Source organism: Geminicoccus harenae (assembly GCF_019800005.1).
GTDB lineage: Bacteria > Pseudomonadota > Alphaproteobacteria > Geminicoccales > Geminicoccaceae > Geminicoccus > Geminicoccus harenae.
Genome location: NZ_JABGCL010000170.1, coordinates 1 through 1,090 on the forward strand (window position 1 = coordinate 1; position 1,090 = coordinate 1,090).

Consider the following 1,090-nt stretch of genomic DNA (forward strand, 5'->3'; position numbering starts at 1 on the left):
GGGTGAGGCCGCCGAGGCTCGTGTGGGGCCGGTGGCCGTTGTAGTCGTCCCGCCAAGCATCGATGATCCGTCGCGCCATGAGCAAGCCCCGGAACACGTGCTCATTGAGGCATTCGTCGCGGAAGCGGCCGTTCAGGCTCTCGACGAAGGCGTTCTGGATCGGCTTGCCCCTGCACCGGCTCCTGCCGGTGCTCCCTGCGGGATCGGATTGCCGGTCTGCTGACCGGCAATGGTGCGATGTAGTGCCAGGCGACGTCTCGCTCCTCCTGCCAGAGCAGGATCGCGTGCGACGTCAGCTCGGTGCCATTGTCGCTGACGATCAGCAGCGGGCGGCCGCGCAGCTCGACGATCCGGTCAAGTTCGCACACGACCCGCCGGCCCGACAGAGACGTGTCGGCGACCAGTGCCAGGCACTCGCGGGTGAAGTCATCCACGACCACCAGCACGCGCAAGCGCCGGCCGTCCGCCAGAACGTCGGACACGAAGTCGAGCGACCATCGCTGGTTCGGTCCCTGCGGCAGCGTCATCGGAGCGCGGGTGCCGAGAGCCCGCTTGCGACCGCCGCGACGCCTCACGGTCAGCTGCTCCTCCCGGTAGAGCCGGAACAGCTTCTTGTGATTGAGGGCGACGCCCTCGCGCCTGAGCAGGATGTGCAGCCGCCGATAGCCGAACCGCCGACGGTCCGCCGCGAGCGCTCGAAGCCGGCTCCGCAGGCCAGCGTCATCCGGCCGGATCGACGCATAGCGGTACGTCTTCGGCTCCATCCCGATCAACCCGCAGGCACGCCGCTGCGCGTAGCCCTTCTCCTCGATCGCCCAGGTCACGGCCGTTCTCCGCGCGCCGGGCGTCAGAAGTTTTTTCCCAGCGCCTCGCGCAGCGACGCTACGTCGAGCATCGCCTCGGCCAGGAGCTTCTTGAGCTTGCGGTTCTCCTCGTCGAGCGCCTTCAGCCGCCGGGCGTCCGACACCTCCATCCCGCCGTATCGCGACCGCCAGGTGTAGAACGTCGCATCGCTGATGCCGTGCTTCCGGCAGATCTCGGCAACCGGCAGCCCGGCCTGACCCTCCTTCAGGATCCCGATGATCTGCTC

1 pseudogene is annotated in these 1,090 nt (G+C 68.2%); it reads right to left on the reverse strand.

Going from position 1 to position 1,090, the window contains the following annotated elements:
• Nucleotides 1-1,090: pseudogene (locus tag HLA95_RS27445) on the reverse strand (IS3 family transposase); the annotation flags it as partial.